At 38.1% G+C, this 26,343-nt stretch carries 6 protein-coding genes and 2 pseudogenes; 4 read left to right on the top strand and 4 right to left on the bottom strand.

Annotation, left to right across the window (positions count from 1 at the left end):
- Positions 1-111 precede the first annotated feature (111 nt).
- From LW728_RS08880 to LW728_RS08865, 4 genes and pseudogenes are all read right to left on the bottom strand, one after another.
- Positions 112-1,410, bottom strand: a complete 1,299-nt coding sequence (locus LW728_RS08880) for a 3-isopropylmalate dehydratase large subunit (protein ID WP_287670347.1) — start codon at positions 1,408-1,410, stop codon at positions 112-114.
- A 132-nt stretch (positions 1,411-1,542) separates the two neighbouring features.
- Positions 1,543-1,695 (bottom strand): annotated as a pseudogene (locus tag LW728_RS08875) (3-isopropylmalate dehydratase); the annotation flags it as partial.
- A 159-nt stretch (positions 1,696-1,854) separates the two neighbouring features.
- Complete coding sequence (locus LW728_RS08870) at positions 1,855-2,919, bottom strand: isocitrate/isopropylmalate dehydrogenase family protein (protein ID WP_287766347.1); 1,065 nt, start codon at positions 2,917-2,919, stop codon at positions 1,855-1,857.
- Positions 2,903-4,081, bottom strand: a complete 1,179-nt coding sequence (locus tag LW728_RS08865) for a hydroxymethylglutaryl-CoA lyase-like TIM-barrel protein (RefSeq protein WP_287766344.1) — start codon at positions 4,079-4,081, stop codon at positions 2,903-2,905. The genes LW728_RS08870 and LW728_RS08865 overlap by 17 nt, the downstream gene beginning before the upstream one ends.
- 492 nt (positions 4,082-4,573) lie before the next feature.
- Here LW728_RS08865 and LW728_RS08860 point away from each other — a divergent pair, with 492 nt between their 5' ends.
- The 4 genes and pseudogenes from LW728_RS08860 (at position 4,574) to LW728_RS08840 (ending at position 26,340) form a co-directional block, all read left to right on the top strand.
- On the top strand, positions 4,574-11,071 hold the full coding sequence (locus LW728_RS08860) for a non-ribosomal peptide synthetase (protein ID WP_287766341.1): 6,498 nt from the start codon (positions 4,574-4,576) through the stop codon (positions 11,069-11,071).
- Between the two features lie 5 nt (positions 11,072-11,076).
- A pseudogene (locus tag LW728_RS23390) lies at positions 11,077-14,174 on the top strand (non-ribosomal peptide synthetase).
- 236 nt (positions 14,175-14,410) lie between these two features.
- On the top strand, positions 14,411-22,132 hold the full coding sequence (locus LW728_RS08845; protein ID WP_287766334.1) for a non-ribosomal peptide synthetase: 7,722 nt from the start codon (positions 14,411-14,413) through the stop codon (positions 22,130-22,132).
- Positions 22,129-26,340: a non-ribosomal peptide synthetase gene (locus tag LW728_RS08840; protein WP_287766332.1), complete on the top strand. Its 4,212-nt coding sequence runs from the start codon at positions 22,129-22,131 to the stop codon at positions 26,338-26,340. The genes LW728_RS08845 and LW728_RS08840 overlap by 4 nt, the downstream gene beginning before the upstream one ends.
- Positions 26,341-26,343 lie beyond the last annotated feature (3 nt).

Below are 26,343 nucleotides of genomic sequence, written 5' to 3'. Positions count from 1 at the left end.
GAGGCCGCCTTTAGCGGGAATCCGATAGAGAGGTTCGTAGTTAACCCAGTACGGGTCAAAGCGTACAAAGCTAATTCTAGATGCAATATTTGCGTACAGAATTAGTAACTATTAATCAAGATTGGCAGTAATTTTTCCTTTGACAGCCGAAATTGCGACCGTTCTGGGGGAAGCCAAATAGTTTTTAGCGGTAGGGTCGCCACTGCGTCCTTTAAAATTACGATTGGTGGCATAGATTCCCGTTTCTTCCTTGTCTAATACTCCCTTTCCTGAGTTAATACAAGCTCCACAGCCAGATTTTAGTATTTGCGCTCCAGATTTCTCAAAAATGGCAAGATAGCCCAATTCTTCAGCTTTTTGACGTACTTCCATCGAAGCTGGCACCACGAATAAATCTACCCCCTGGGCAACCTGACGATCTTTTAATACCGCCGCCGCTTGAGCGAGATCGTAGAGTTTTCCGCCGGTACAAGAGCCGATGAAAGCTTTGGTGATAGGAACCTCTTCTAATTGAGTAATGTTAACTACCTGATCTGGTTTAGGGGGACGGGCAACCTGGGGTTCCAAATGGCTCAGATCAAATTGATAAATAGCCTCATACTCGGCATCGGGGTCAGCGATGCCAAAGGCACGCTTCGCGCACGCGTCTTCAAACCCGATTGGTGTGCGACTGGTAACATAATCGTTTGTCACTTCATCCGCCGCAATTAAACCACACATGGCACCACATTCAATGGCCATATTAGCCAAGGTCAGGCGTTCATCTAAGGGCAATTGTTCAATGATAGAGCCGCGAAATTCCATGACTTTGCTGGTGGCTCCCCCACAGCCCAATTTGCCCAGAATAAATAAGATAATATCCTTGGCACTAATCTGAGGAGGAAGGGTTCCCGATAACTCAAACACCAAAGTGGGTGGGACTCGTATCCACATATCCCCCATTGCAAAAATATTGGCCATATCTGTGGTTCCCACCCCTGTGGAAAAGGCTCCTAAGGCTCCATAGGTACAGGTATGGGAGTCCGTTCCTGCAATGATCATTCCGGGGCGAATAAATCCCTGTTCTGGGAGCAACACATGACAGATACCAGCCGCTTCCCCTGGAGACACGACATCCAACAGATGACAGCCTTGAGCTTGGGCAAATTTGACCATCTGCTCATACATAACCGGGGCTTTGTTATCAAGGCGAATGTCATTAATTTGGATAAAGTGATCAGCGACTAATACCACCCGTTGCGGATCCCATAATTGGGCGGTTTTTCCATAATTGTCATAAAATACCTTCGCGACCGAACTAGCCACCGCGTCATGGGATAAAGCCAGATCAATCTTGGCAAACACCCCTTCCCCTGGTTTGACATAATCATTGCCCGAAGCTTTTGCTAACATCTTTTCTACCCTGGTCATGGGACGGGCAGGGGTGATACTGGGCGGAATTTTAACCTTGCCTTGACGACGCTTTTGATTAAAGGCCATTAAGCCGCCCTCGTTGGCGATCGCTTCTACCACAGGGTTGCGTTCCGTTTCCCCAATAATTTCCAAGGGTAGTCCAATATTAATACTATTACGATAGAAAATTTCGGCGAACGATCGCGCTTTAACCTTTTTAATTCCAGCCGCTTTGAGGGCAATGGGGGCAATTTCCCGACTTGAGCCACAGCCAAAATTATCCCCTGCTTCGATCTCATCATACTTGAGTAGTTCTCCCACGCCAATGATGTGTTCTAAAGCATATTGTTTTAAGTGGTCTGGATCATCGTTCGTCCCTCTTTTAGCGGGAATAATATCGTCAGTATTAATATCATTTCCCAGGTAGAGGATTTTGTTAGCATCAGTCATGGATTAAACTCCTCATTCAGTAGGTTGTTCAAGGGAAATTTCTTCAAGGAATAGGTCAACGAGGGTAGCCGTATTGACCAAAGTTTCCTGGTTTTGAGGGAACAAATCGGCAGTGCGGTATCCTTTGCCTAAAAGTCGCTCCTGGGCATTAAGAATCCGTTGGGCGGCCTTGATTTCTCCCCATTGTTGTAGCATCAAAACACAACCCGCTAGAGTACCCAAAGGGTTGGCAATGCCCTTGCCAGCAATATCTGGGGCAGTTCCATGAATGGCTTCATACATCCCCAAACCCTGGTCATTGAGACTGGCTGATCCCAATAATCCAATGGAACCCACCAACGCTCCACCAATATCACTGAGAATGTCCCCAAACATATTCCCTGCCAAAATCACATCAAATTGTTGAGGATTGAGAACCAGTTGCATGGCTAAGTTATCACCGAGCATTGGGGACACCACCACATCAGAAAAATTGGTAGCTTCCTCTTGTACCAATCGAGTCCAAGGAATCTGAGGTAGGGCATTTTCTTTGTGGGCAACGGTCAGTAAACCTCGACGTTCCTGAGCTTTTTGGAGGGCTACCTTGGCAATACGACGAATTTCTCGATCGTAATAGCACATGGTGTGATAGCCGTAGGCCCCTTTTTCATCCGTACCCCGCCCCGCCGAGCCAAAATAGATGCCACTGACCAGTTCTCGAACGATTAAAATATCGAGATTTTGTACTTTCTCAGGTCGCAGACTGGATGTATGCAGTAAACCTGGGCAACTGCGAATGGGTCGCAGATTAATAAAAAAGTCGAAGTGCCTCCGTAGTTCTAGAAGTCCCCCTTGACTCACTGCCCCAAAAACAATGCCATCAGACCCTTCACACTGTTGGCTAGTTTCTGGGGGAAAAGTACTACCTAATTTTTCTAAGGCCATGCCACCGAGCAAGCCATAGTCTATAGTTAAGGCAAATCCCTCAAGTTGGGCAACTTGGCGCAGAATGGTTAAGGACGCTTCGACGACTTCAGGCCCAATACCTTCTCCTGGGATGGCAACGATACGATAGGATGATTTATTCAAAGATGCCATTTTTCCATAACTCCACCACCTCCTCGGCGGTAAAATATCGTTCTTGTTCTACAGCTAAGGTTTTGATCACAGAGCGCATTTTCTCATATTGTTCCTTGGGTTGGGGATGATTGAGTTCTTTTTCAAATAGATAACGGAAATTGCTGGCACCACTCCATTTTCCAAAGAGAATTTCAATCGTGTTGTGGGGCAACACGGCATAACTTTTGGGATCTACTAACAACGAATTGACGTGAATGCCAGATTCATGGCGTTGTGCTTGTTGGGAGTAAGGAGCGGCGGGACGAATGCCTTTTTGTTCCATATAATCCAGAACTGGGGCGATCGCCTCATAGTTAATGCCTTCGACTTCAATGCCAAAGCGAATTTTTAAGCCGTTTAATACCTGCTCAATGGCAACATTTCCTGAACGCTCACCAATGCCGCCAAAGGTTCCCGAAACGATGGTCGCGCCTGCCATAACTGATTGTAAGGTATTTTCTAAAGCCAAGCCTAAATCATTATGGTAGTGTACTCCTAGATTGACCTCTGTAGTGCTTTGCAAGAGATCGTTAACCCAAATATAACTTTTTTCGGGAGTCAAAACCCCAACGGTATCAGAGAGGTAAAAGTCTTCAACATAAGGACTGAAGGTACGCAAGCACTCAACCAAAAAGTCAAAATCGGCCCTTGAGGCATCCTCGATCGCAAATTTTACCCTTAATCCTGCTTCCTGAGTTGCATAGCGTAAATGGTTAACAATTTCATCAATGGCATTTTGACGGATTCGGTTAATAATGTGATCCGGAATGTCATCATCAATGGTCTTGCCTTGAAACTCTTTCATCTGAGAGATTTCATGATCGCGTAGAAAAAGTAAGCGATCAGAAAGCCCTTTAAAAAGTACGATCTGACCAAGATCACAGTCTTTAGCTATATCTATAAAATCCTTTTTGATCGGTGTGGCAGCAACAATTTGATGCTTTAATCCTTCTGCTACTAAGGTTTTGACTAATTTCGTTTCGTCATCACAAACACAAGGCATTATTTCGATCTCAGATACCCCTGTTTGAGAAATTAAATGGGCAAATTCCTGTTTCATTTTATGGGGAAAGAACAATCCAGCTTGTTGTTCCCCATCTCGTAAGGTCGTATCTGAAATTTTAATAGGAAGAGTTTCCATTTTTCCTCTAATTCATTAATTCATTAAAATTGCTGACTCATCTGGTTTTACAATGGTAAATAAAGCTAATACTGGATAAAAGCCTTTTACGTTAAGGATTCCATGATTAACACCCGTTTTTTTGTATCGCTATGATACAATTTAAGCTAGTAAGCCAGAAGAGCCAAATTGCCACAAAGTCCCGCCGATAAATTGAATGACTTACAGTATTGATATTACTGCCAATGTGGAATGTTGACAATTGAGGTTGATAAGAATATACAGCACTTTGCTTAATTAAACCGTGCAGACAAAAAGCTAAAATCCTTACTCAGCAAGCTTTGTAAAAAAAACTGTACGTCGAGATACCGATAAGTGCCATATTTATCAGAGGCTCTTGTCACCCCGTCAAATACAGATTTTTTTAAGTGATCGCCTTGTAATTTAGCGATCTTCTATGTTATTGTTCAAGACTAGGACTTCTAGCCACCGACTTCTCTAGGTATTTTTCCCATGTTCAATCAATGCACTCACCAATTATTTGAAATCCAAGTTGAACGCACACCCGAAGCGGTGGCTGTCCTGTCAGAACAAGGGCAATTGACCTATGAGGAATTAAATACTAAAGCGAATCAACTAGCCCATTATTTGCGAACCTTGGGGGTTAAGTCCGAGACATTGGTGGGACTTTGTGTTGATCGTTCCCTAGAGATGATCATTGGCTTATTGGGCATTCTTAAGGCAGGGGGAGCCTATGTACCGCTCGATCCGACTTATCCCAGGGAAAGATTGACCTACATGGTGCAGGATGCTCAAATATCTGTATTGGTCACGCAAGCGCAATGGTCTAACTTAATTTCCGACTATAAAGGACAGGTAGTTTGTTTAGATAGTCAATGGCCAAAAATTGCCAGTCATAGTCAGGAGAATCTGGTTAATACTGTAAATCCTGAGAATTTAGCCTATGTCATCTACACATCGGGATCAACGGGAAAACCGAAGGGGGTGATGATTGAACACCAATCCTTGGTAAATTTTACTAAACTAGCGATCGCTCAATACCAGATAACTAAACGCGATCGCACTCTTCAATTTGTCTCTATCAGTTTTGATGTGGCCGCAGAGGAAATCTATGTTACTCTTTGTTCTGGTGCTACCTTAATCTTACGAACTGAAGAAATGATCAGTTCTATTCCTTCATTTGTTCAAAAATCCCAAGATTGGCAAATAACTGTTTGGAGCTTACCCACCGCTTACTGGCATTTATTAGTCAATGAATTAGTTAAGAGTAAAATAGCATTACCAGACAGCTTGCGATTAGTCATTATCGGCGGAGAAAGAGTTCAACCAGAATTGGTGAGAATGTGGTTTAAAAATGTAGGAAATTTTCCTGAATTAATTAATGTTTATGGCCCTACGGAAGGGACAATTGCGGTAAGCCTTTGTCGCCTATCACAATTAACACAAAGTCAACGCAACAGGACAGAAATTCCTATTGGAAAGAGTTTAGGAGAAAATATTTCAGTTTATGTTTTAGATGAAACCTTAAAAACCGTTCCTCCTGAAACACCAGGAGAAATTTATATCGGGGGTACTGCGCTTGCCAGGGGTTATTTGAATCGTCCAGAATTAACTGCTCAAAAATTTATTCAAGCTCCCTTTAGCCCCTCAGAAAGATTATATAAAACCGGAGATTTAGGCAGATATTTAGCCGACGGTAATTTAGAGTATTTAGGAAGAGTCGATCATCAAGTTAAAATCAACGGTTTTAGAGTTGAATTAGGAGAAATTGAAACCGTTTTACTGCAACATCATCAAGTCGCTCAAGCCGTTGTTATTGATCGAGAAGATCCTCTGGGAAATAAAAGATTAGTTGCTTATCTTGTTCCCCATTCAACCGAGGAAAATTTAACCGTAACTCTGCAACAATTTTTGAAGAATAAGCTTCCGAGCTATATGATTCCTGCGACTTTTGTTGTATTAAATGAGTTGCCCCTTAGTCCCAATGGAAAAATTGATCGTAAAGCTTTACCCGTACCAGATTATGACGGGAACGAGCGTCAAACTCCCTTTATTGCCCCTCGTAATCACCAAGAAGAAAAATTAGCAAAAATTTGGCATCAAGTATTTGGATTAGAAAAAATTGGGGTCAATGACAACTTTTTTCACTTGGGGGGACATTCCCTAATTGCCACACAAATTTTATCTCGAATACGGGATATTTTTGAGATTGAAGTTTCCTTTAAAAAATTGTTGGAGAATCCCACAATTGGAGATTTAAGTCAAACAATTACAGAGCAACAGCAAGATAAAAAAACAACTAGCTTTAAAACAATCAAGCCTATTGCACGGGACGGTTATTTGCCTGTTTCTTTTGCTCAAGAAAGGGTTTATTTTATTGAACAATTAGCCCCCTCGATCACCGCCTATCAATTTCAAGAAAGTTTACGCATTAAAGGCTTTTTAGATGTATCTATTTTAGAAAAAAGTATCAGTGAAATTCTACGTCGTCATGAAATATTCCGCACCACATTTCCCTCTGTAGCGGGGAAACTGGTACAAGTCATTCATCCACCCGAACCCGTTACAATACCCATTATTGACTTACAAAATATTTCCAAAGATAAACAGCAAGAAGAGGTTCAAAAACTGACTGAGCAGGCAATCCACAAACCCTTTGATATTAGTCAATTACCGTTAATACATTGGACATTGTTAAAATTAAATGAGCAAGAATGGGTGTTAATTCATGTGGAACATCACATGGTACATGATGGCTGGTCATTTAATTTATTTTTAAAGGAATTAGTCGCCCTTTATCAAGCCTTTTCTCAAGGAAAACCTTCTCCATTAAGTGAACCTTCCTTGCAGTTTGTGGACTTTGCTCATTGGCAACGAGAATGGACGAAAACAGAGGAAGCAACAGCACAACTCAACTATTGGCATCAAAAATTAGCGGGTATTCCTCCTCTATTGGAATTACCCTATGATCGTCCTCGGCCAACTGAGCAAACCTATGGGGGAGCAAGAGTACGGGTAGATCTTCCTTTAGATGTTTGTCAACCTCTAAGAAGCCTAAGCCGCCAAGAGGGGGTAACGCTTTTCATGAGTATGTTTGCAGTCTTTGTGGCGCAAATTTATCGCTATACAGGCCAAGAAGACATCTGTGTGGGTTCTGGAGTGGCTAACCGACGGTTGCGGGAGACAGAGGGACTTATTGGCATGATTGTCAATAATATCGTGCTTCGTACTGATGTTTCGGGAAATCCCACTTTTAAACAACTGTTAGAGCAAGTACGTCAAGTTACCCTAGAAGGTTATGCCAATGAGGACTTACCTTTTGATAAAGTCGTCGAAGTGTTAAAACCCGTTCGTCATTTAAGTTATAATCCTTTATTTCAGGTGATGTTTAGTTTCCATGATGCTCAGTTACCTGATTTGAATTTGCCTGGATTGAGCATTAAACCGAATGATGCCCTTGCTAATAATTCGGCAAAATTTGACTTAGATATTGTGGTTATTCCTCGTTCTGAGCAACGGGTTGGACGTAATTCGACTTCGGAAACAAAAGGAATTGAGACCGAAGGAATTACGATGGTTTGGGAATATAATACTGACCTTTTTGATGAATCTACTATCAACAGAATGGTCGAAGATTATCAAACCCTATTACAAGGAATTTTAGCGAATCCCAATCAAAAACTATCTCAATATTCTCTGTTAACAGAGCAACAGAAACATCAGTTATTAGTGGAATGGAATAACACTCAAGCTGAGTATCCGAAAGTTAAGGGAATTCATCAACTCTTTGAAGAACAAGTCAAGAAAACACCAGAGGCGATCGCTGTTCTATTTGAGGATAAATACCTCAGCTATCAACAATTAAACGAACAGGCAAACCAACTTGCTCATTATCTCAAAACATTAGGAGTTAAACCTGACGACTTAGTCGGCATTTTTCTGGAACGTTCCTTAGAAATGTTCATTGGACTATTAGGAATACTCAAAGCAGGAGGAGCCTATTTACCCCTAGATCCCACCTATCCAGAAGATAGACTGGCTTATATGGTTAATGACGCTCAAGTTTCTATTGTGGTTACTTTAGAAAAATGGGCAAATCTAAAAACTCAACAGGCACTTCAATGGGTTTGTTTAGATAGTCAAAAAGACACTATTGCTCAAGAAAGTAGCCAGAATCCTGAACTTTTATTAAATGAAAAAAACCTTGCTTATGTTATCTATACATCAGGATCTACGGGACAACCAAAAGGGGTATTAATTGAACATCAATCTTTGATTAACTTTACCCAAAGTGCGATAAAAAAATATGAAATAACCGCACAAGATACCGTCTTACAATTCGCTTCTATTAATTTTGATGCGGCAGCAGAAGAAATTTATCCCTGTTTAAGTTGTGGGGGAACCTTAGTTTTGAGAACAGAAGAAATGATGAAATCTGTCTCAGCATTTATACAAGAATCTCAGAAAAAAGCAGTAACAATTTGGGATTTACCCACCGCTTACTGGCATTTATTAGTCAGTGAAATTATTCAAGAAAATCTCCGATTACCGCCATCTTTGAGACTGGTAATTTTAGGAGGTGAGCGAGTGTTACCAGAAAGGGTAAAAATGTGGCAGGAATATGTGGGACAATATCCCCAACTGGTTAATAGTTATGGCCCCACAGAATCCACCGTTGTCTCTACCCTACACTATCTAGAAGAAAGCCCTATTAGTCAACCAGAAATTCCCATCGGAAAACCCATTGATAACGTCCAAGTTTACATCTTAGATCAATACCTACAATCGATGCCTATTGGCGTACCTGGAGAACTTCATATCGGGGGTTTAGGGATAGCAAGGGGTTATTTAAACCAACCAGAATTAACGGTTGAAAAATTTATAGATAACCCTTTTAAAACGGGGGAAAAACTCTATAAGACAGGGGATTTAGTTCGCTATAAGTTCAACGGTAATTTGGAATTTTTAGGGCGCATTGACTCTCAAGTTAAGATTCGGGGTTTTCGCATTGAATTGACTGAAATTGAAACGGTTTTAAATCAATATTCATCCATCAAACAATCAGTCGTAATTGCCAGGGAGGATAGCCCAGGGATTAAGCGATTAGTTGCTTATGTTGTAGGTAATAAACATGAAAACAAAGTCGAAGAAATCCGCCACTATCTTAAGCAGAAATTACCGCCTTATATGGTTCCCTCTGCTTTTGTTTTCCTAGAGGAAATTCCTGTTACTCATAATGGCAAAGTTGACCATCGTGCTTTACCGATTCCAGAAACGACTTCCTTAGAAAGTGGGTTTGCTGCCCCTAAAACCCCGATAGAAGAACGTTTGACAGCAATTTGGGCTGAGGTCTTAAGACTGGAAAAAGTTAGTATTCATGATAACTTCTTTGAACTAGGAGGGGATTCAATTATTAGTATCCAGATGATTTCCAAAGCGAATCAAATGGGATTACAATTAAGTCCTAAGCAACTTTTTCAGTATCAAACCATTGCCGAATTAGCTACCGTTGTCGGAACAGATCAGCAAATAAAAGCTAATCAAGAATTGGTGACAGGAATTATCCCTTTAACGCCCATTCAACATTGGTTATTTGAGCAGGATTTACCTGATGTTAATTACTTTAATCAATCAGCATTAATTGAAGTTCCAGCAACAGTAAATCCAGAACCGTTAAAGCAAGTTATACAAGCATTACTGAATCATCATGATGCTTTGCGGTTGCATTATCTTCAAGAAGATGAAAATCTAACTCAAATTAGTGATAGCACAAAAGAAGCAATACCTTTAGAGGTAATTGATTTATCACAACTGTCTCCCGATCAGCAAAAAACAGCCATTATAGCCAAAGATGAAGAAACTCAAAGGAGTCTAAACCTAGCCACAGGAGATATTGTCAAAGTTGTTTTATTTAACTTAGGAAATGAACAACCCAGTCAATTACTTATCGTCATTCATCACTTAGCGATAGACGGAATTTCTTGGCGCATTTTACTTGAAGATTTAGCTACAGCCTATCAACAAATTAGTCAAGGTCAAGAAATTAAATTACCGTTAAAAACCACTTCATTTCAAGATTGGTCTAACCAATTAGTCACCTATAGTCAATCTGAAAAATTGAAACAAGAAAAAGATTATTGGCTATCCCAATTAACCGAAGAAATTGTTTCCTTACCTATTGATTATCCTTGGACAAAAGAGAGCAATCAGTTAAGCTTTGCTAAAGTCATTAACCTATCTTTGAATGAAGAAGAAACCCGTGGATTATTGCAAGATGTTCCTGGTGTTTATAATACCCAAATTAACGATGTCTTGTTAACTGCTTTACTGGAAAGTTTTAGCCAATGGACAGGAGAAAAATCTTTAATGGTTGACTTAGAAGGCCATGGGCGGGAAGATTTATTTGAAGTAATAGACTTATCTCGTACTGTTGGTTGGTTTACCACCTTATTTCCAGTGCGACTAGAAGGGAGTAAAACGGGACAACTTCCAGAAACCTTAAAATCAGTTAAAGAGCAACTGCGTCGTTTACCCAATCGTGGTATTGGTTATGGTGTTTCAAAGTATTTGTCTAAAGATGAAGAGGTTAAAAAAGAATTTGAGGACTTGATGAAAGCACAAGTTAGTTTCAATTATTTAGGTCAATTTGATCAGGTACTATCCGCATCAGGGGTTTTAGGAGAAGTCAAAGAATGGAAAACGGAACGAAGTCTTGTGGGAAACCGCAGTCATTTGCTAGAAATTAGTGGATTAATTCGTTCTCAAAAATTAGAAATGCAATTTGTTTATAGTGAGAAAGTTCATCAACGAGAGACCATTGAAAAATTGGCAAATGGATTTATGAGCGTCTTAAAAAGCCTAATTCTTCACTGTCAGTCATGCAAGGATAAAGGTTATACACCATCAGACTTTTCTGCTGCTCAAGTTAGCCAAGAACAGCTAGATAAGTTCCTGTCAAAAATCAATCAAAAGAAAGGTAAAACGAGGTAGGTTTAATGAATAACATTGAAGATATTTATTCCCTTTCTCCGATGCAACAAGGTATGCTCTTTCATACCCTTTATTCCCCAGAGTCTGAGGTGTATTTTGAGCAGCTAGTTTGTACCTTAAAAGGACGATTGAATCTTTCATTTTTTCAAGAGGCTTGGCAAGAAATTGTTGCTAAACATCCTGTATTAAGAACTTCTTTTCATTGGGAAGAAATTGAAAAGCCTCTGCAAATGGTCAGTCAGAAAGTAGAATTACCTTGGATGGTTTATGACTGGAAACATTGGGATAATTTACAACAAAAAGAAGCATTAGAGTCGTTTTTGAAAAGTGATCGCGCTTCAGGAATTGAACTTGCTCAGGCACCTTTAATGCGGTTTACTTTAATACAGTTAGAAACCGACAGTTATCAATTTATTTGGAGTCATCATCATATTCTATTTGATGGTTGGTCAATGCAGATCATTCTTCAAGAGGTTTTTGACTTATATGAAAGTTATAATCGAGGTGAATCTTTACAATTAAAATTCTGTCATCCCTATCGAGAATATATTAGTTGGTTACAGCAACAAGATAGTTCTCAAGCTAAGAAATTTTGGCAACAAAGACTTAAAGGGTTTGAAGCACCTATACCTCTGGTTGTTGATAAATTGATTGAGAATCAACCCCAACAAGAAAGTTATCAAGAAATTTCTTTTAAGTTATCTTTTGAGATTACGAATCAATTACAATCATTGGCACAAAAACATCATTTAACCCTTAATAATTTAGTACAAGGAGCTTGGGGTTTACTGCTTTCTCGTTATAGTGGAGAAACGGATATTGTTTTTGGCGCAACGGTATCTGGGCGCACGAGTGAGTTGCCAAATATTGATGCAATGGTGGGGCTATTTATCAATACTTTACCAGTGCGATTACAAATTTCTGGCAAAGAGCAATTGATTCCTTGGTTAAAAGCATTACAAAGTCAGCAATTTGAACAAGAACCCTATATTTATTATTCCTTAGCTGATATTCAGAAAAATAGTGATATTCCGCCTAAAATATCTTTATTTGAAAGTATTTTGGTATTTGAAAATTATCCAGTAGATTCCTCGAAAAATGCTTCGGAAAAAACCTTAGAAATTACTGATATTCGGTGTTTAGAAAGAACAAACTATCCTTTGACAGTTGTGATTATTCCTAGGAGGAAGAACAATTAATATTGGCAGAAAATCAAAATGATTCTCTAAACAAAGATATTGACTATCAATGTATTCATCGGTTATTTGAGAAACAGGTAGAAAAGACTCCTGATGCGATCGCAATCATTTATAAGAATGAACAATTAACCTATCAAGAGTTAAACCAAAGAGCTAATCAATTAGCCCATTATTTAAAATTTTTAGGCATAAAATTAGAGGATAAAGTAGGGGTTTGTATTGAAAGATCGCCTTTGATGGTAATCGCAATTTTAGGGATTCTTAAAGCAGGAGGGGCTTATGTTCCTTTGGATTTTGCTTATCCAGTAGAAAGATTAACTTTCATGCTCGAAGATGTAAAATGCCCCATACTCTTAACTCAAACTCATTTATCTAATCAACTACCAGTTAATGATATTCAACAGGTCATTAATATTGAGTCAGAATGGGAAAATATTAGTCAATATTCCTCTGACAATTTATTAACTCAAGTTACAACTCAAGTTACTCCTGATAACTTAGCTTATATTATTTATACGTCAGGTTCAACGGGAACCCCAAAGGGAACCGAAGTCCCTCATCGTAGCTTCATCGGTTTTATGTTTGGGGTTGATTATATTAAGCTTGATGCTGACAATATTTGGCTACAACATTCTTCAATTTCTTGGGATGCTTTAACTTTAGAATTGTGGCCACCATTGCTTTATGGGGGGCGTTGTGTGCTTTTCCCAGACAATGTTCCCACTCCTGAAAACTTGAGTAAAATTATCAAAGAAGAAGGGGTGAATATTCTCTGGCTGACTTGTGCTTTATTTAACCTAATTATTGATACAATTCCAGAAGCTTTATTAGAAGTTAAACAACTGATCATAGGAGGAGAAACTTTGTCTGTTTCTCATGTTCGTCGTGCTTTAGATTTATTACCACAAACACAAATTATTAATGGTTATGGACCTTCAGAATGTACCGTATTTACCTCTTGTTATGTGATTCCCAAACAACTCGATCAAAATGTCAACTCAATTCCCATTGGTAAACCTATTGGGGATAGAAGAGTTTACTTACTTGATCATAATTTACAACGGGTTCCTATCGGGGTTCCTGGCGAAGTTTACATAGGCGGAAAAAGTGTTGCCAGAGGTTATTTGAATCAGCCAATTTTAACCCATGAAAAGTTTATTGATAATCCTTTTTTAGCTGAGGATAGTCTTTATAAAACAGGGGATTTAGTGCGTCGTCTGAACGATGGAAATCTGGAGTTTTTGGGGCGCATTGATAATCAGGTAAAAATACGCGGTTTCCGCGTTGAATTAGGGGAAATTGAGACGGTTTTAACTAATTATTCTGAAATAAGGGAAGCTATTGTTACAATACGAGAAGATGTTCCTGGGAATAAATCTTTAGTTGCTTATCTGGTTCCCCAGAATTATCAATTAGTAGCCCGTGATGTCAGAAGTTATCTGAGTCAAAAATTGCCTAATTATATGATTCCGAATGCTTTTGTCTTTTTAGACAAATTTCCTCTCACTGCTAATGGTAAAATCAATCGTCTTGGTTTACCTGCTGCCGATATTTCCCAGCAGAATTTCGGAGTTGAATTTGTTGCTCCTCGAACTTCTACAGAACGGGAATTAGTAACAATTTGGACTGAAGTTCTACAGTTGACAAAGGTAGGGATATATGATAATTTTTTTGAATTAGGAGGTCATTCCTTACTGGCAACCCAACTGATTTCTAGATTAAAAGAAACCTTTGAAATTGAGTTTCCTTTCCGCTGCTTGTTTGAAAATCCTACCATTAGCCAACTAGCAAATAAAGTTGTTAACCAACAGATTGAACAAGTAAAGAGTGATGAGTTGGTGCAAATCTTGGGGGAGATTGACGAATTATCTGAAGATGAAGCGGCACAACAATTAATTTTGTGATTTTCAAGTCAACTACTGCTATAATTTTAGGAGTAGGTAAAACGAGGAATGCAAAATGTGGCCACTAAAAATTGGCTCTCTTGGATAAATTGTGTCAATTGTCAAATTTGCTGCTTTTGGGCGCAGCTTGCACCCCTATGATTCCCCAAAAACCTTGTGTAGGGGCGGATTGTGATCGCCCTTGGACTAGATAAGATAAATTTATAAACCCAATTTCCAGAGAACCTACAAATCCTATGAGTGATCTGCTAAAACGTTTAGAAAATCTTTCTCCTGAAAAACGAGAATTAGTGCTGCAAAAGCTGAAGCAGCAGCAGTCAAAAACGGATAATAATCAACAGAAGCAAAAATCATCATTGATTCCTGTATCAAGGGAAGAAGATATTCCTCTGTCTTTTGCTCAAACGAGACTCTGGTTTTTAGCTCAATTTGATCAAGAAAATTCTCCTTATCATGTGCCTATTTTTTGGGAAATTAAGGGAAGTCTTAATTTAAAAGCACTAGAGCAAGCGATCTCGGAAATTATTAACCGTCATGAAATATTACGGACGACTTTTTCTGTGGTTAACGAGTCTCCTGTACAGGTTATTAATCCTCCTTATCAGTTAACTATACCAGTGATTAATTTAGAAGGAGAGACAGAAAATATTAAATTAGAGAAGGCGCGACAATTAGCATCCGAAGAACTGCAAACCCCTTTTGAATTATCAACGAGTCCTTTATTACGCGTAAAATTACTCGAAATCAATCCTCAATTTCATATTTTATTGTTGGTTATTCATCACATCATTTTTGATGGTTGGTCAGTCGCTCTATTTCATCAAGAATTATCTACTCTTTATAGATCTTTTCGTCTGAATCAACCTGCTTCTTTGCCAAAATTAGCTCTTCAATACGCTGATTTTGCCCATTGGCAGCGACAATGGTTACAGGGAGAAATACTAGAAACCCAACTCGATTATTGGCGGCAACAGTTAAAAAATGCTCCCCCTCTCTTAGAATTCCCCGTTGATAAACCTCGTCCCTCTGTACAAACCTATGAAGGTTCTAGTCAATCTATACACCTCAGCCTGACCTTAACACAGCAATTGAAGGAGTTAAGTCAAACATCAGGGACAACTCTGTTTATGACCCTTCTTACTGCCTTTACGGTGCTACTTTATCGCTATAGTGGACAGGAAGATATCGTCATTGGAACGGCGATCGCTAATCGAAACCGCCAAGAGTTAGAGCCATTAATGGGCTTTTTTGTGAACACTTTAGCCTTACGAACTAATTTACAAAGTCATCTTACTTTTTTGGAATTGTTGCAACAAGTTAAGGATAAAACCCTGGCATCTTATGATCATCAAGACTTACCCTTTGAGAAATTAATTGACGAATTACAAATCGAGCGATCGCCGAGCAATCATCCTCTATTTCAAGTATTTTTTACCTTACAAAATGAATCTCAAGAGACCTTAGAATTGTCAGAGTTAACTATCAGTAATTTTGATTGGGAAAACAAAACAACGTTATTTGATTTAGGGTTGATTTGTCGGGAAACTCCCCAGGGGTTAATCGCAGAATTAGAATATCGGACAGATTTATTTGAAGCCAAGACCATTCAAGGAATAGCAAAACATTTAGAGGTCTTATTACAGGGAATTGTTGATCATCCTCAACAGTCAATTAATACTTTACCTTTGCTGACGGAATCTAACCAAAAACAACTGGAAATTTGGAATCAAACGGATAGTAACTATTGCCAAGATAAAACTTTAGTTGATTTATTTGAAAAACAGGTTAATCAAACCCCTAATAATATAGCATTAGTCTTTGAACAGACAAGCTTAACCTACCAAGAACTCAATCAAAAAGCTAACCAGTTAGCTCATTATTTACGAGAAAACTATCAGATTAAACCAGATAACTTAATTGGGATTTGTACCGAACGTTCATTAGAAATGGTTATCGGTTTATTAGGGGTTTTAAAAGCGGGTGCTGCTTATGTTCCGATTGACTACGATTATCCAGAAGATAGAATTAAATTTATTTTAGAAAATAGTAAAATTTCACTCCTATTAACCCAGAGTTTTGTTCAAGATAAATTATCCCTATCTCACCTAAAATCTTTAAGCCAGTTTATTGATTTAGACCGGTTTGATTATGACTTATTTTCAAGCCATAATTTAAAAGTTCAAAGTAAGCCTAATGACCTAGCTTATGTGATTTATACTTCCGGTTCAACAGGACAACCTAAAGGAGTAATGATTGAACATCAATCAATTGTTAATCTTTGCTTAAATTGGGGCAAATTATTAGACATTAAACCGCAAAGTCGTTTACTTCAATTTGGGTCTTTTAGTTTTGATTTATCCATTGGAGAAATTGCGGCTAATCTTAGTCATGGTGCTTGTTTATACTTAGCCCAAAAAGAAACATTACTACCGACTCAAACCCTAGTAGAATTTCTAGAAACTAACAAAATAACCCATAGCTTTTTATCGCCTTCAGCCCTATCTGTTTTACCTCAAGCCAAATTGTCCCATTTAGAAAATATAGCTGTTGGGGGGGAAGCCTGTTCGGCTGAAGTGGTAGAGAAATGGGCAAACCAAAGACAGTTTTTTAACTGCTATGGCCCTACAGAAACGACGGTGACAGCGACACTTTCTCTTTGTCAGGCAAATGGTCAAGAACCCAATATTGGTAAACCGTTAGATAATATCCGTGCCTATATTTTAGATGGGAATCAGCAAATCTTACCACCAGGCATACCTGGAGAATTATGTATTGCAGGAGTCTGTTTAGCGAGGGGATATTTCAATCGTCTAGACTTAACGGCTGAGAAGTTTATTGAAGTTAACTTATTGGGGAAAACTGAACGAATTTATAAAACAGGAGATTTAGCAAAATGGGGAGATAATGGAAATCTGAAATTTTTAGGACGTATTGATCAGCAAGTAAAACTGCGGGGTTTTCGCATTGAATTGGGAGAAATTGAGGCGGTTTTATTAGGGCATCCCATCGTTAAACAAGCTGTTGTTAACCTATATGAAACTGAAAATAATCAGCAATTAGTAGCTTATATTATCCCGCAAGAAAAACACCGTGATATTAGGGATGAATTGAAAAGCTTACTGAAAAGCCGTTTGCCCAATTACATGATTCCCAGTCAGATTATGATCTTGGAAACTCTTCCCCTAACCCCTAATGGAAAATTAGATAAAAAAGCCCTACCGATCCCTGATTTAAACACATTCACCGATGGCAAAATGCCTGTTACTCCCACAGAAGAATTATTAGCCAGTTTATGGCAAGACCTCTTGAAAATTAAGTCTGTAGGTCGTCGAGATAACTTCTTTGAATTGGGGGGACATTCCCTATTAGCTACCCAATTAGTCACCCGTATTCGTAATAGTTTTGGGGTAGAATTAGCCGTTCGTAAAGTATTTGAACATCCCCAATTATCAGAATTAGCTACAGAAATTAGTCAAGTATCATCAGCAGTTAGTTTACCCCCCATTATTCCCCAAGCCCAAAATGCCCCAAAAACTCTCTCTTTTGCTCAATCAAGACTTTGGTTTTTAGCCCAACTTGAAGGATTGGGAATATCGGCAATTTATAATATGCCTATGGCATTACAACTTCAAGGAAATCTCAATCTAGAAGTCTTAAAATTAAGCTTTTTCTATTTAATTGAACGCCATTCAATTTTACGCACTTATTTTCCCGCCGTTGATGGAAAACCTCAAGTCATCATTCAAAATCCCGAAAAAATAGAAGTCTTAACCATTGAAAATTTACAAAATATTGATTCTCAAACGCAAAAAGAAATCCTACAAAAATTAGTCAATAACCACGCACAAGAACCTTTTAACTTAAATACTGGCCCTCTATTTAAAGCCAAATTATTACAATTAGGGGAAAGGGATTTTGTCCTCTTAATTAATATGCACCACATCATCAGTGATGGTTGGTCAATGGGAGTATTTAAGCGAGAATGGCAACAAGTTTATCGTGCCTTAGTTAAAGGTCAAACTCCTCAATGGGAACCTTTACCGATTGACTATACTGATTATGCAGCTTGGCAACAAAATTGGCTACAAGGAGATATTTTAGAAACCCAATTAAACTATTGGAAAAATCAACTCAACCATGCACCTGCTTTACTAGAAATCCCCACAGACTATTCTCGTCCTCCACAGCAGAGTTATAAAGGGGTTCTCTATGAATATGAGTTGACGGCAGAATTAACTTATAAACTTAAAAATTTAAGCCAAAAACAGGGCGTTAGCCTTTTTATGACTGCCTTAGCTGCTTTTAGTGTTTTACTGTCTCGATACAGTGGTCAAAGTGATTTGTGTATTGGTTCTCCTATTGCTAACCGCACCCATCGTCAGACTGAAGATTTGATGGGCTTTTTTGTCAATACTTTGGTATTAAGAAATAAGATTAATTTTGATAACAGTTTTATAGATTTATTGCAACAAACTCGACAAATTTGTTTAGATGCTTATGCTCATCAGGATATCCCATTTGAGTATTTAGTCGAACAATTACAACCAGAAAGAAGTCTCAGTTATAACCCCTTATTTCAGGTTATGTTAGTCTTGCAAAATACCTCAGAGGTAGGTACTAAAATTAGTTTGCCAGAACTTGAGATTAAATGGTTTGAACAGAATTATCCCTTTGCTAAGTTTGATTTGAAATTAGATTTATCCGAGTATGATAATAAGCTTCATTGTGTTTGGGAATACGCCACAGATTTATTTGCAGGGGAAACCATTCAAAGGATGGCACAACATTGGGAAATTTTGCTAGAAGCAATTGTTGATTCTCCTCAACAATCTATTTATAAATTACCGTTTATTACAACGACAGAAATTGAACAATTTAAAATCTGGAATCAAACCGATATTGATTATCCAAAAGATCAAACTTTGGTCACTTTGTTTGAATATCAAGTAACAAAAACCCCTGACAATATTGCTGTTGTATTTAAAGAACAAAGCTTAAGTTATCAGCAACTGAACGAAAAAGCTAATCAACTAGCTAATTATTTATTAGATTACAAAAAACAACATCAATTACCAGATAATTCGTTAATAGGAATTTGTGTTGAGCGATCGCCTAAAATGATCATCAGTTTATTAGCTATTCTGAAAACAGGTAGTGCCTACGTTCCCATTGACCCTAATTATCCCCGTGATCGCATTCACTTTATACTTGAAGATAGTCAAGTACCTATATTAATAACAACTGATTTATTTCAAGAAAAGTTATCGCTTAAACAACAAGATAATTCTTGTTTTATCATTTCATTAGATCAGAAAAAATGGCAAAATCAATCAATTAATAATCCTCCTCGTCAAAGTAATCCTGATGATTTAGCTTATATTATTTATACCTCTGGTTCTACAGGGAAACCCAAAGGGGTTGCTATTGCCCATTCTAGTACCGCAGTGCTGCTTGAATGGGCGCATTCCGTCTTCAGTGCAGAACAACTCTCAGGGGTCTTAGCATCAACCTCAATTTGTTTCGATCTTTCCATCTTTGAAATGTTTGTTCCCCTAACTCAAGGGGGTAGTATTATCATAGTTAAAAATGCTCTGGATACTGAGCAAATTCGTAACAGTATTGTGCCTATTACCTTAATTAATACAGTACCAAGTGCTGCGGCTGAATTGCTTAATATGAATGCTATTCCAGCAACAGTCCAAGTGATAAATTTAGCAGGTGAACCATTAAAAAATAATTTAGTACAAGCTTTATATAAACAGACATCCGCCAAATTGATTTATAATCTTTATGGCCCCTCGGAAGATACAACTTATTCTACCTTTACAAAAGTGTTCAGAAATGCTCAACAAGAACCAACTATCGGTAAAGCGATCGCGAATACTCGCCTCTATATTCTAGACAGTTATAATCAACCTGTGGCCCCTGGTATTCCTGGAGAACTTTGCATTGCAGGTTCAGGTTTAGCTCAAGGTTATTGGAATCGTCCCGATCTTAGCGCGGAAAAATTCATTAATCTTAATCTATTTAACCAAACTGAGCGAATTTACAAAACAGGTGATCTTGCTCGTTGGCTATTAGATGGTAATTTACAATACTTAGGTCGCATTGATCATCAAGTTAAAATTAGAGGATTTCGCATTGAATTAGGAGAAATTGAAGCATCTTTAGTCAAACATCCCGACATCAAGGAATCTGTTGTTATTGCACGAAAAAATACAGATTTTGATGCCAATTTGGTGGCTTATATTGTTCTCTCTAAAAAAGACTCAGAAACTGAATATTTACAAGGAGAACAGGTGGAAATGTGGCAAGAAGTTTTCAATAGAGCTTACTTTCAACCCCAGACTCCTGAAAAAGATTTTACCCTTAATTTAGCAGGTTGGAATGATAGCTATACAGGAGAACCGATTCCTCAAAATTTGATGGAAGAATGGCGAGACAAAACTGTTGAACAAATTCTAGAATTAGCACCTAAACGAGTTTGGGAAATTGGTTGTGGAACAGGGATGTTATTATTTAAAATTGCGCCCCATTGTCAAACCTTTTTCGGGACGGATTTTTCAACCAAAGCTTTACAGTATGTTCAGGAAAACTTAACATTACAAAATCTTGAGAAAAAGGTTACATTAAAGCAAAGTTCAGCGAACCAATTTGAGGGAATTACTCCCCAAAGTTATGATTTAGTTATTCTCAATTCTGTGATTCAATATTTCCCCTCAGTTGATTACCTATTGGGTGTTTTAGATGGGGTAATCAACTCTATAGAGACAGGGGGTAAAATCTTAATTGGGGATATGAGAAACCTTAAACTTCTAGAGGCTTTCCATACAGCCGTTGAATTTTATCGTGCGGATGATGACCTATCCATTAAAGAATTACGTCAACGAATTAGAAACGGTCTGAGGACAGAAGAAGAATTACTGATTGATCCAGATTTCTTTATTTTCCTAAAACAAAAATATCCTCGTATTAGTCAAGTCCAAATTGAATTAAAACGGGGTTATAATCAGACAGAAATGAATCGTTTTCGTTACGATGTTGTTCTATATTTAGATCAACCTCAACCATTAGTTACAAAATGGCAATGGTTAAACTGGGAAGTAGAACAACTCAGTCTAGAAAAGATTCAACGTATTTTAGACACTCAAAAACCTGATTTGTTAGGGATTGAAAATATTCCCAATATTCGTCTGATTTCAGAAATGGTATTATTGGAAAAAATTCCTGAGTTTGAGGGAACCGTTAAACAATTGAAAGCCATTTTAAGCCAGATGGAAATTGGTATCAACCCTGAAGCATTACGAACCTTGACGGAGGACTTACCCTATACTCCATTTGTTCAATATGGTGATCGCGAATTTTCCACTTTTCAAGTCATTTTTCAACGCAATACAAACTATCCTTTTAGTCAGCCTCGTTTTGCTTCTAAAAATAGCTTAGATTCCCTAAGCTGGGAAAATTATGCTAACCAACCTTTAACCCTAGAAACTAATCATGTTGATCCCGCTTTAATTGCCCAGTTCCGAGAGTATTTAGGGCAAACCCTCCCCGATTATATGATTCCCAGTCATTTTGTTCAACTGGAGAAATTACCCTTAACGCCCAATGGAAAAATAGATCGTAAAGCCCTTCCTGATCAGAATACACCTATCTTATTAACTGACATTGAATTACCTGAAAACCCTACAGAAGAATTACTGGCAGGTTTATGGGCTAAACTACTTAAGTATGAGGTAATTTCTCGACAAGATAATTTCTTTAATTTGGGAGGACATTCACTTTTAGCGACCCAGTTAATTGCCCGTATTCGTGACCAATTAAAAATAGAATTACCCCTAAGTAAAGTATTTGAATATCCCATTCTCAAGGAATTAGCGAACTATCTTGATACCTGTTTATGGGTTAATGCTTCAGAGGATTCTCAACCTTTAGATGAAGAGGAAATTGAATTATGAGTAATGATCAACAAATTATTAAGTTAATGGGCCGGTTGCGGGAACTCGGATGTCGCATTTCCGCTGATGGCGACAATTTACGCCTTCGGAAAACAAAAAATGACATTCCAGCTGAATTAATCCAACAAATAAAAATTAATAAAACAGAAATTTTAGCTTTTTTAAATACAGCTAAAGACCAAGCTGTTACATCTCAAAAAGATATTCCTAAATTACCTACAAATGCCTTAAAACAGCTTTCGTTCGCTCAACAAAGACTTTGGTTTTTAGGGCAAATTGAAAACTCTAATGCCACATATAATATGCCCATGAGTTTACAATTGGAGGGAAAACTTAATGTTGATGCTCTCTTTGAGAGTTTAGCCTATGTCATCGATCGCCATGAAAGTTTGCGAATGTATTTTCCCACTGTGGAAGGGCAACCCAAAATTCGGATTAAAAATATAGAAAATTTTAACATTTTGAGCGTACAAGATTTAAGCAATCTTGATCAACCAACTCAGTCTATAATGGTTCAAACCTTAATCAATAATCATGTTCAAGAACCGTTTAATCTCAAAACTGGCCCTTTATTTAAAGCTAAATTACTACAATTAAAAGACGACCAATTTATTTTGCTGCTAAATATGCACCATATCAGCAGTGATGGCTGGTCAATAGGTATCTTTATTCGTGAATTATGCCATGCTTATCTTACCTTTTCCCAAGGACAAAAACCAACCCTTGAACCCTTACCAATTCAATATAGCGACTTTGCAACTTGGCAGCGAAATTGGTTACAGGGAGAGGTATTAGAAACCCAGATTAACTATTGGAAAAAACAACTAAAAGACGCACCACCACGATTAGAATTACCCACAGATTATCCCCGTCCCCCAATACAAAGTTATAAAGGATCTCATTATAGCCATACCTTAACCCCTGAATTAACTGAGCAATTAAAAACCCTCAGCCAACAAGAGGGGGTGAGTTTATATATGCTTTTATTGGCGGTTTTTAATCTTTTACTCTCTCGTTATAGCCGCCAAGATGATTTATGTATTGGTTCCCCTATTGCCAATCGTCCCCATCCTCAAACTGAAGGATTAATCGGCTTTTTTGCCAATACCTTAGTGCTGCGAAATCAAATAAAGTCGGAACAAAGTTTTCAACAATTTTTACACCAAACTCGTCAAACTTGTTTAGACGCTTATCAGCATCAGGATATTCCTTTTGAGTTTCTTGTCGAACAATTAAAGCCTGTTCGTAGCCTTAGCTATAATCCTATTTTTCAAGTAATGTTTGCTGTGGAAAATAATGACAGTGAAGCTCTCAATTTGCCAGGATTAAAGATTGAATGGATAGACTCAAGTTATCCCTTTGCTAAGTTTGATTTATCCCTTTTAGCTTTAGAATCTGATGGTCAATTAAATTGTAACTGGGAATACGCAACTGATTTATTTGAAACAATAACCATTCAGCGAATGGCAGAACATTGGGAAGTTTTATTACAACAAATTGTTACTAACCCACAGCAAACAATTTCGACCCTATCTTGGCTAACCAAAGCTGACCAAAAACAATTAGAACTTTGGAATCAAACCAATACAAATTATCCTCAAGATAAAACCTTAGTTGATTTATTTGAAGAACAAGTAAATAAAACCCCTGACAATATAGCATTAGTCTTTGAAGAACAAAGTTTAACTTATCAAGAACTAAGTCAAAAAGCTAACCAGTTAGCTCATTTCTTGCATCAAAATTATCAAATTAAACCTGATACCTTGATTGGAATTTGTATTGAACGTTCTTTAGACATGGCGACCGCCTTATTGGCAGTTCTTAAAGCAGGTGCAGCTTATGTTCCGATTGACTCCAATTATCCAGAAGAGCGAATTAAATATATATTAGAAAATAGTAAAATTTCGCTCTTATTAACGCAAAGTTTTATCAATGATAAATTATCTGGGTTTTTCTCGGAGTTTTCTGGTCAGTTAATTAATTTAGATCGGCTTAATTTTGAGTCATTTCCCTGCCATAATTTAGCACTTCAAAGTAAGCCTAATGACCTGGCTTATGTGATTTATACTTCGGGTTCAACAGGACAACCCAAAGGGGTGATGGTTGAACATAAAGGGTTGTGTAACTTAGCTCTGGTTGAAATTGAAACTTTTGATGTGCATCCCTCAAGTCGAGTGCTTCAGTTTGCTTCCTTTAGTTTTGATGCTTTTATCTGGGAAGTTTTGATGGCTTGGGGAGGGGGAGCAACGCTTTATTTGGGAAATAAAGACAATTTAATGCCTGGTTTACCCTTAGTTGAGCGATTACGGGATGATGCTATCACCCATATTACTTTACCGCCGTCAGCCTTAGCAGTGCTACCCTGGGAAAATCTACCCTCTTTGCAAACTATCATTGTTGCGGGGGAAGCTTGTTCCCCTGAATTGGTGAAAAAATGGTCACAAGGACGAAATTTCTTTAATGGTTATGGCCCAACAGAGGGAAGTGTTTGTGCAACGATCGCAAAATATACATCTTTTGAGGAGAAAATAACCATTGGTCGTCCGATTCCCAATGTGCAGGTTTATATTTTAGACTCTCACTTACAACCAGTTTCTATCGGAGTACCAGGGGAATTACATATAGGAGGAGCAGGATTAGCCAGGGGTTATCTGGATCGTCCTGACTTAACGGCGGAGAAATTTATTGAAGTTAACCTATTAGGAAAAATCGAACGAATTTACAAAACGGGAGACTTAGCTAAATGGCAAAATGATGGCAATATTGAATTTTTAGGACGCATTGATCATCAAATCAAATTGCGGGGATTTCGCATTGAATTAGGGGAAATTGAAGCAGTGTTGTTAAAGCATCCTGCCATTAAAGAAGTAATTGTCAATTTACATAAAACTGAAAATAATCAGCAATTAGTGGCCTATGTCACAGGCGAACTAATTGATGATCTTTCCCAACAATTAAAACAACACCTGAAAACTCATTTACCTGATTATATGATTCCTAGCCAAATTATAAGGTTAGATGAATTTCCCTTAACCCCCAATGGCAAAATTGATCGTCAAGCTTTACCCCATCCTAACCATGAATCCCAAAGTCTATATGAAGCTCCTCGTAACAACATTGAACAACAATTAACCGAAATTTGGTCTTTAATAGTTGAATGTGAAAAAATTAGCATTCATGATAACTTTTTTGATTTAGGCGGCCATTCAATACTAGCAATTAAGCTCCTAAATGAGATTCAAAAAAACTTTAACCAGGAACTGTCTTTAACCAGTTTGTTTCAGAATCCCACCATTGCTCAATTGGCACAACAACTATCTCAATTTGAGGTACAACCGTCTATTTCTGACTTATTAGTATTGCAACCTTCAGGGCAGAAAATCTCTATATTTTGTGTTGCTGGGTCTAATGGACACGCCTTCTATTTTCGAGATTTTGCCATGAATTTTGCCGATGAACATCCTGTTTATGGACTAGAAACACCAGGCAGGGACGGTTCTCATTCTCTCCCCATTTCAGTAGAAGATCATGCCAGTTCGCTGATCAAAACCTTACAACAAAAACAACCGAAAGGGCCTTATATCTTAATAGGATATTCATCGGGTTGTTCTGTTGCCTTAGAAATGGCTTTTCAACTAGAACAACAAGGGGAAATAATCAGTTTACTGGGAATATTTGATGCGGGACTGGTGGCTAATCCTGATTATATTACCAAAAGAAGCGACCTAGATTGGATCTGGAATATGATTGAACGAATTGAGGCTGTTAAAGGAATTTCTTTAGGTCTTAACTATGAACAATTAGCCGCCCAATCCGATGATCAAAACCGTTGGTATCTTGCGGCGGAGGCGTTATATCATCACAATGTTTTACCAGAACACTCTACCCTATCTTTGCTGAAAACCAATCTTGAGGTGATGAAACGAGTTACTCTTAATTATGCGGCTTATCAACCTAATTTTGTAATTTCTGCCCCTATTGTTTTATTTCGCGCCCAAGATGTCAAAGAAATTGTGGTGCAAGAACATCAAGCCATGTCCCATTATCAGCAATCCGATTGGGGATGGCAACCTTATAGTAACAAACCTGTGCAAGTGATTTCCGTACCAGGAAATCATGGACAAATGCTCTATGAACCCAATGTCAAAATTTTGGCTGATCAACTTAAAAAATCAATACAAGAGCATTTTAATCAACCTGAAACCTAAAGC

It is taken from the genome of Microcystis sp. 49638_E5 (assembly GCF_021300285.1).
Classification (GTDB): domain Bacteria; phylum Cyanobacteriota; class Cyanobacteriia; order Cyanobacteriales; family Microcystaceae; genus Microcystis; species Microcystis aeruginosa_C.
This window is presented reverse-complemented; position numbering and strand designations above follow the sequence as displayed.

Excerpts from the sequence above, each read along its gene's own strand:
- LW728_RS08880 (WP_287670347.1), bottom strand. The coding sequence starts at position 1,410 with ATGACCAGGGTAGAAAAGATGTTAGCAAAAGCTTCGGGCAATGATTAT.
- LW728_RS08870 (WP_287766347.1), bottom strand. The coding sequence starts at position 2,919 with ATGGCATCTTTGAATAAATCATCCTATCGTATCGTTGCCATCCCAGGA.
- LW728_RS08865 (WP_287766344.1), bottom strand. The coding sequence starts at position 4,081 with ATGGAAACTCTTCCTATTAAAATTTCAGATACGACCTTACGAGATGGG.
- LW728_RS08860 (WP_287766341.1), top strand. The coding sequence starts at position 4,574 with ATGTTCAATCAATGCACTCACCAATTATTTGAAATCCAAGTTGAACGC.
- LW728_RS08845 (WP_287766334.1), top strand. The coding sequence starts at position 14,411 with ATGAGTGATCTGCTAAAACGTTTAGAAAATCTTTCTCCTGAAAAACGA.
- LW728_RS08840 (WP_287766332.1), top strand. The coding sequence starts at position 22,129 with ATGAGTAATGATCAACAAATTATTAAGTTAATGGGCCGGTTGCGGGAA.